This window comes from Thermoflexus sp. (assembly GCF_040289485.1).
In the GTDB taxonomy this organism is placed as follows: domain Bacteria; phylum Chloroflexota; class Anaerolineae; order Thermoflexales; family Thermoflexaceae; genus Thermoflexus.
Genome location: NZ_PSLG01000024.1, coordinates 23834 through 29451 on the forward strand (window position 1 = coordinate 23834; position 5618 = coordinate 29451).

The following is a 5618-nucleotide window of genomic DNA, read 5'->3' on the forward strand; positions in this document are numbered from 1 at the left end:
GGCCACCAACTGGACGTCGTAGCGGGTCCGGCGGAGGCCCTCGCGCCGGGCCAGCCACACCGGATAGCCAGGGACCAGGAGTTCGTGCAGACGGCCGGAGTTCGGCAGATGGGCCAGGGCGCGCCGCCGCCCCAACCGGACCTCGACAACGAATCGGTTGAGGCGCCGCAGGAAGCGGGCGGGGATCAAAGGCGGCCAGCGCACGGAGGACCTTGCGCGCGGAACTAGAGGATGAGCATGGCGTCCCCGAACGAATAGAACCGGTAGCCTTCGGCGATGGCCACGGCGTAGGCCTGGCGCATCCGCTCGTAGCCCATGAAGGCGGCCACCAGAAGCAGCAAGGTGGACCGGGGGAGATGGAAGTTGGTGATCAGGGCATCAACGGCCCGGAAGGTGAAGCCCGGATAGATGTAAAGATCCGTCTCCCCCTCGAAGGGGCCTACCACCTGCCCCGGGCAGACGGCCTCGGGGGAACACCCCAGCCCGTAGCGGGCGGCCGTCTCCAGGACCCGCACCACGGTGGTGCCCACCGCCACGATCCGACCGCCCTCCAGGCGGGTCCGGTTGATCTGGGCCGCCGTCTCCGCCGAGAGGGAGCACCACTCCCGGTGCAGTTTGTGGGCGCGGACGTCCGCCGCCTCCACCGGGCGGAAGGTGTCCAGGCTGATGTGCAGGGTGACGAAGGCAAAGCGGATCCCCTGCTGGCGCAGGCGGGCCAGCAACTCGGGGGTGAAATGCAGGCCCGCGGTGGGCGCCGCCACCGACCCCGGGACACGGGCGTAGACCGTCTGATAGCGCTCGGGGTCGTGGAGGGGCCGTCGGATGTAAGGCGGCAGGGGGATGACCCCCAGCCGGTCCAGGTGGCCCTCGATGGGCGCGGAGAACTGGAGCCGCCGCAGCGGGCCCACCCCTTCCGCCTCCACCTCGGCGAAGATCCCCACCGGCCGGTCGCCAGAGAGCAGCGCCAGCCGCAGGCCCGGGCGGATATGGCGCCCGCGCACCAGCGCCCACCACCGATCCTCCGCCTCGCGGCGCACCAGCAGGATCTCCACCCGTCCCCCGGTGGGTTTGACGGCGAAGAGGCGCGCCGGGATCACCCGCGTGTCGTTGAACACCAGAAGGTCCCCCGGGCGCAGGTATTCCCCGATCTCCCGGAAGATCCGATGCTCGATGCGCCCGTCGGCCCGGTGGACCACCATCAACCGCGAGGCATCGCGGGGCTCGACTGGGGCTTGGGCGATGCGATCCGGCGGGAGCTCGTAATCATACGCCTCCAAGCGGAGCAGATCCTTCGTCTCCATAGCGGGCCTGATAGAGCGCGAGCAGGCGCTGGAACCCCTCCTCCCCCAGCACCCATTTGACCTCTTCATCGAAGACCAGGAACAGCGGGCGGGCCTCCGGCGCCGGCTGCTGACAGGAGGCCTCGGCGTAGAGTTCGTTCTCGTCGTCCAGGATCAGCTGCCCCTCCCACAGGGTGAGGGGGTACAGGGCGCAGTGGAGCGGTTTAAGGGCCCATGGATGCAGCCCGGCCTCCTGGGCGGCCACCTGCAGCCCGCACCGGCCGTCGTCCAGCAGGAAGATGCAGGATTGTCCCGCCGGATGGGCGGGGTTCTCGATCACCGCCGTGCCCACCCAGTAGCCCGCCGGCGGGGTGTCGTCCCATTCCGGCTCGGGATCGAACCACCGGCCCTCATCCCAGCGATCCGGCGGCAGCACCCGTTTGATCTGCTCGGCGTGGCGCAGGATCTCGTCCCGCTGTTCCACGCGGACCCAAACCCCGTAGGCACAACAGCGTCCCCGGCAATAGGCCGGGCCGCACCGCTGGACCGGACGCGCCTCCAACAGGCGCGGATCCACCCGGATCCCTTGGATCTCAATGTCCATCGGAACCTCCCGCCCCTCCGCCGGCGGGCCCTGCGGGGCCCGGGAAGGGCGCTCAGCCTTTGATCACGGCGATGGGGCGCAGCCGCGCGACCTTCTTGGCGATCCCCGCGTGGTGGACCACCTCCACCACCCGGCTGACGTCCTTGTAGGCCTGGGGAGCCTCCTCAGCCAGGCCGGCCATGGAGCCGGCGCGGACCACGATGCCCCGTCCCTCCAGTTCGGCCTTCAGCCGCTCCCCACGGATCTCTCGCTTGGCCTGGGCGCGGCTCATCACCCGGCCGGCCCCGTGGCACGTGCTGCCGAAAGTCTGCTGCATCGACCCTGGGGTCCCCAGCAGCACATACGAGGCCGTGCCCATGGAGCCGGGGATCAGGACCGGCTGCCCGATGTCGGTGTATTTCTTGGGCAGGCCCGGTGCCCCCGGCCCCCACGCCCGCGTGGCCCCCTTGCGATGGACACACACCTGCATGCGCTGGCCGTTGATCTCGTGGGTCTCGATCTTGCCCATGTTGTGGGCGATGTCGTAGACCTGCCAGATGTCATGGGCGATCCCCTTGGGCTTGAGGACCTCCTCGAAACTCTTGCGGATATGGTGGGCGAGGATCTGACGATTGCAGAAGGCGAAATTGGCCGCGCAGGCCATGGCCTTGAGGTAGTCCTGGCCCTCCGGGCTGTCGATGGGCGCGCACATGAGTTCCTTGTCGGGCAACTTGATGCCGTATTTGTGGATCACGCGCTCGAAGCGCTGCAGGTAATCGGTGCAGATCTGATGGCCGAAGCCCCGGGAGCCACAATGGATCTGCACCGCCACCTGGCCCTCGAAGAGGCCCATGCGCTCAGCGCCCGCCGGATCGAAGATCTCGTCCACCACGTCGACCTCGATGAAATGATTCCCCGCGCCCAGGGTGCCCAACTGGTCCTTCCCCCGCTCCTTGGCTTTGGGGGTCGCCTTGTCGGGGTCCGCGTTGGGCATGCAACCGAACTCCTCGGTGTGCTCCAGGTCCTCCGGCCGGGCATAGCCATGGCGCAGGGCCCAACGCGCCCCCTCCGCCAGCACCTCGTCCAGTTGTCGGGCCGTGAGGGGAACGTGCCCCTCGGAGCCCACACCGCTGGGGCAGTTGTGATAGATCCGCGTCGCCAGTTCCGCCAGGTGCGGCGCGATCTGCTCATAGGTGAGGTTGGTCGCCAGCAGGCGGACGCCACAGTTGATATCGTAGCCGACCGCTCCCGGCGAGATGATCCCGCCCGGCACCTGGCTGGCCATCACCCCCCCCACCGGCATGCCGTAGCCTTGGTGCACATCGGGCATCACCACCACGTAGCCCACCAAGCCCGGCAAAGACGCCACGTTCACCGCCTGGTGGACCGACAGATCCCCCAGGGCGTCCTCCAGCAGCTCCTCGTCGGCGTAGATGCGGACGGGGACGTTCATCCGCGGATCGAACTCCTTAGGCAGCTCCCACAGATACTCGCCGATCCGCCGGAAATCCTGCTTGCGGATCTCCCGCGCCATGGCTCCTCCTCCCTACGCAGCCTCTCAAACGTCGAAGACCAGCTCCACCATGTAACGCCCGTCCTGATGTTGAATGGCCACGTTGTGATAGGTCACCGCCTTGATGTATTTGCGCAGCGCCTCCGCCCGGCCCCCGAAGGCGGCCGCCCGCAGCCGGCCGTTGGGCTCCGGATCCCCCGGATCCGGCGGGATCAACTCCCGGATCTCGAACCGCTTGAAGGCCAGGCGCTCCCGCTCGGTGAGGTAGATCAGCTCGTTGAGCCAGGCCACCAGCAGCCCCTCCAGGCTGGCGGCCTCCACCATCACCTCCCGCTCCTCCTCCTCCCCCAGGGCCTCCAGATCGAGCAGCAGGCTATACATCCCCCGGGCAGCGTTGGCGAACAGCTCCGGCAACGTCCGCCCGTAGGCCCGCAACGCCCAGTCGGCCGTGTGCGGGATCTCCTCGAAGGGAACCATCGGCTCCGCCATAGCCGATCCCCCCGGTCACGGACGCACCCGGATCTCCGGCTCCCCCTCGAAGCGCCCGATGACCCAGGCCGCCTCGCCGGCGTCGGCCATGCGGGCGCAGAAGGTCTCTGCGTCCTGGGGGCGGAAGGCCAGCAGCAGCCCGCCGGAGGTCTGGGGGTCATAGAGCAGCAGCTCGGTGATCTCGTCCACCCCCTCCGCCGTGCGCACGTGCCGCTGGTAATACTCCCGGTTCCGCCACAGCCCGCCCGCGAAGGCCTCCTGCTCCGCACACCGGCGTGCCCCCGTCAGCCACGGGATCCGGCCGGCCTCCAGGGTCAACCCTACCCCCGAGGCCGCCACCATCTCCCACGCGTGCCCCAACAGCCCGAAGCCTGTCACGTCGGTGGCCGCGTGGGCCCCGGCCTTCACCGCCAGACGGGCCCCGACCTGGTTGAGGCGGACCATCCAGGCGATGGCCTCGTCCACCTCCTCCGGGCGGGCCTGGTCCCGCTTCAAAGCCGTGGTGATCACTCCCGAGCCCAGCGGCTTGGTCAGCACCAACACGTCCCCCGGGCGGGCGCCTCCCTTGCGCAACACCCGCTGCGGGTGGACCACGCCCGTGACCACCAGGCCGAACTTGGGCTCCCGATCGGTCACCGTGTGGCCGCCGAGGATCACCCCGCCGGCCTCCGCCACCTTGTCGGCCGCCCCCTTCAGGATCTGGACCAGGATCTCCGGATCCAAGGTCTCCGGGAAGGCCACCAGGTTCAGGGCGAAGCGGACCTCGCCGCCCATGGCGTAGACGTCGCTCATGGCGTTGGCAGCGGCGATGGCCCCGTAGGCATAAGGATCGTCGACGACGGGCGGGAAAAAGTCCGTGGATTGGACGAGGGCCACGTCCTCGTCCAGGAGGTAGACCGCCGCGTCGTCCGGCGCCTCCAGGCCAGCGAGGACCGCCGGCTGGGGCACCGGGGGCAACAGGGCTTGGAGACGGCGCAGCACGTGCGCCAGGGCCTCCGGGCCCATCTTGCTGGCTCAACCGGCGCACGAGGCCAGCGCCGTCAGGCGCACCGTCTTGTTGTCCAAGGAGGTCCTCCTTCGTCCCCGCGGTTCCCGCCCGCGGCGGCGATCCATCGCCGCCTCTTTTAAGTATAACCTGGAGGGAGGGTCTGGACGCAGAAAGCGAGGGCCGAAAAGCGGCTATCGGAGGGTGATACGGGTGCCGCGGATCCGCTCGGGGAAGAGGAGGGCCTCCCGCAGCGCGCCGGGGCGCCGCCCCGAGAGGATCCACACCTCGAGGTCCGGGAGACGGACCACCCAACGGAAGGCCAGTTCCAGTTTGGCCCGCATCCCCCCCGTCACGTCGACCCCATGGGAGTCACCGACGGCGGCGGCGATCTCCGCGAAGCGCGCCGGGGTGAGATGGGGGATCACCCGACGGCCCTCCGGGCCGTCCCGTAGAACGCCGGGGACCTCTCCGACCAGCAGGATGCGGGTCGGACGGAGGGCCTCCAGCAGGGCATCGAACACCGCCTCGGTGGAGAGGATGGCCGCCCCCCGCTCCCGATCGAAGACCACATCCCCATAGGTCAGGGGGATCAGGCCGACGGCCCACGCCTGCTGGAAGGGCCGCACAGCGATGGCGGCCGGCTGGCCTCCCGCCGCCTCGGCCAGGGCCGAGGGCGGCAGGCTGAGCACCGGCAGGCCGGCAGCGTGGAACAGGCGGCGGACCACCAGATGCAACTCGGCAGCGGCCAGGGCCACCTCGGCGAAC

The 5618-nt window shown here is 69.6% G+C and carries 6 protein-coding genes and 1 pseudogene; all 7 read right to left on the reverse strand.

From position 1 onward, the window contains the following. A pseudogene (locus tag C4313_RS05965) lies at positions 1 to 204 on the reverse strand (DNA/RNA nuclease SfsA); the annotation flags it as partial. A gap of 20 nt (positions 205 to 224) precedes the next feature. Beyond that, the gene (queA, locus tag C4313_RS05970; protein WP_503012452.1) at positions 225 to 1301 is read right to left on the reverse strand and encodes a tRNA preQ1(34) S-adenosylmethionine ribosyltransferase-isomerase QueA; all 1077 of its coding nucleotides are present in this window, start codon (positions 1299 to 1301) and stop codon (positions 225 to 227) included. Further along, positions 1264 to 1884, reverse strand: coding sequence for a DUF3109 family protein (locus C4313_RS05975; RefSeq protein ID WP_352428954.1), 621 nt, complete (start codon positions 1882 to 1884; stop codon positions 1264 to 1266). The genes queA and C4313_RS05975 overlap by 38 nt, the downstream gene beginning before the upstream one ends. 52 nt (positions 1885 to 1936) lie before the next feature. Further along, the gene (locus tag C4313_RS05980) at positions 1937 to 3397 is read right to left on the reverse strand and encodes an RtcB family protein (RefSeq protein ID WP_352428955.1); all 1461 of its coding nucleotides are present in this window, start codon (positions 3395 to 3397) and stop codon (positions 1937 to 1939) included. 24 nt (positions 3398 to 3421) lie between these two features. Beyond that, entirely contained in the window at positions 3422 to 3865 is a 444-nt protein-coding gene (locus C4313_RS05985) for an archease (RefSeq protein ID WP_352428956.1), read from the reverse strand. Between the two features lie 15 nt (positions 3866 to 3880). Further along, on the reverse strand, positions 3881 to 4978 hold the full coding sequence (gene selD, locus C4313_RS05990) for a selenide, water dikinase SelD (protein ID WP_352428957.1): 1098 nt from the start codon (positions 4976 to 4978) through the stop codon (positions 3881 to 3883). A 66-nt stretch (positions 4979 to 5044) separates the two neighbouring features. After that, positions 5045 to 5618 (reverse strand): amino acid kinase family protein (locus tag C4313_RS05995; protein ID WP_352428958.1); only part of this gene is annotated, 574 nt, incomplete at its 5' end.

What these genes read in the sequence shown, in the direction of transcription:
- C4313_RS05980 (WP_352428955.1), bottom strand. Translation starts at nt 3,397, where the DNA reads ATGGCGCGGGAGATCCGCAAGCAGGATTTCCGGCGGATCGGCGAGTAT.
- C4313_RS05975 (WP_352428954.1), bottom strand. Translation starts at nt 1,884, where the DNA reads ATGGACATTGAGATCCAAGGGATCCGGGTGGATCCGCGCCTGTTGGAG.
- C4313_RS05985 (WP_352428956.1), bottom strand. Translation starts at nt 3,865, where the DNA reads ATGGCGGAGCCGATGGTTCCCTTCGAGGAGATCCCGCACACGGCCGAC.
- queA (WP_503012452.1), bottom strand. Translation starts at nt 1,301, where the DNA reads ATGGAGACGAAGGATCTGCTCCGCTTGGAGGCGTATGATTACGAGCTC.